Origin of the sequence: Actinomadura nitritigenes (assembly GCF_017573545.1) — a bacterium.
GTDB classification, from domain to species: domain Bacteria; phylum Actinomycetota; class Actinomycetes; order Streptosporangiales; family Streptosporangiaceae; genus Spirillospora; species Spirillospora nitritigenes.
In genome coordinates this window covers 1-1,533 of record NZ_JAGEOK010000096.1, presented here as the reverse complement: position 1 = coordinate 1,533, position 1,533 = coordinate 1, and the positions used below count along the sequence as shown (strand labels likewise).

The following is a 1,533-nucleotide window of genomic DNA, read 5'->3' as shown; positions in this document are numbered from 1 at the left end:
GGTTGGACGGAGGGTTGTGAGAGATCAACCGTCCTACCAGGGGCTCCTTGACGTTCCGGGGCAGATGCACCGACCGCGACCATCATGTGATCAACAGTCACCACACCGCTGCTGAAAAAGGCTCAGTCATCGGTCGCGGCGGCGAGCAAAGGAGGAACAAGCAAGATGGAGAAAACGAAACTGGTGGGGGCGACGGCCAACGAATGGCTGTGGGCGCCGGAAAGAATGCGGTGGCGTCGGGTGTATGCGGGGCGGGCCGATCAGGTGCAGGCGGCGCGGACCTTCGCCGAGGTGCTGTTCGCGGGCATGCCGTGCGTGGACGTGGTGGCGTTGGCGGTGGGGGAGTTGGCCGCGAACGCGGTCCGGCACACGCGCTCGGGGGAGGGCGGCGACGGCTGGTTCGGGCTGGAGGTCGTGTGCGACAACCCGGTCTACATCGCCGTCATGGGCGGCCACGGCATCCCCACGGTGCTGCCCGAGGGGTACGGCGGCCTGTACGGCGAGAGCGGCCGGGGACTGCGGATGCTCTACGAGCTGGCGCTGATGTTCGGCGTGCACGGCAACAGCACCCTCGGCCACACCGTCTGGGTCGACCTCGACCTCAACCGCAAACTCGAAGCCCTGCCACAGCCCGCCGCTCAGCTGGCGTCATAGAAGAGGGCCCAGCCTGCGGATATCAGGCTGGCCCCTCGCGCCAAGGATAGCCAGCGGCCACGAGACGGTTCCGTCTTCGCCCCGACACGGGGCGAAGACGGAACCGCCGCGCCTCCCACCTCGGCCCGGGGGATCGGCACGACATCGTCGCCGGCCCTGGGCGATGCCTTCGACTGTGACCGCGCACAAGCACTTGATAAGCACTCGGGGAGCGACACCGTGTCCGTCTCCTGCTCACAGAGTGCTCAAAATCGCCGTGACCTGCACAAACATGGTTGTGCTGCGGGGGTTCGCGTGGAGTCTGCGCTGACGCCCCACGACGGGCACGGGGATGAAGCCGAGGATCGGTGCGAGCACCGATCGAGGTCTGCAGGCGAGGGGAATGCCATCGGTGGCTCTACTTCAACAGGGCAGAGCATGAGCTGAGGGGATGCCGGGGCCAGTGTCGGGGGCGCCGCGGTTCGCGCCGGCGGGTTCCTGGCGACATGGTCTCGGGGCGGCACAGGTGCGGTACAGCACCCGTGCGAAACCGCCCGGGAGACGCCACGCGGGGGAACAGTCCCAGGAACAGGTTGTTCCTGCGGGCGAGCAGGCGAGCGGCTCTGGTTTCGCGGCCGGTCTGGATCCCCGGCTACTGGCCGCGTACATGCAGACGACCCTCGCGTCGTTTCATGTCGGCTTCGTCGCATCTGTTAGTGCGGAGTCGCTCGAGAGGTACACGAATTTTTCCGGGGTTCTGTTCGGTCTTCTTTTCAGTGAGCCTTTTTCAGCAGCGGTGTGGTGACTGTTGATCACATGATGGTCGCGGTCGGTGCATCTGCCCCGGAACGTCAAGGAGCCCCTGGTAGGACGGTTGATCTCTCACAACCCTCCGTCCAA

1 protein-coding gene is annotated in these 1,533 nt (G+C 66.0%); it reads left to right on the top strand.

Annotated elements, in window-relative coordinates; genetic code table 11:
- The first annotated feature begins 165 nt into the window (after positions 1-165).
- Complete coding sequence (locus tag J4557_RS50650) at positions 166-654, top strand: ATP-binding protein (RefSeq protein WP_243777561.1); 489 nt, start codon at positions 166-168, stop codon at positions 652-654.
- The last annotated feature ends 879 nt before the right edge of the window (positions 655-1,533 follow it).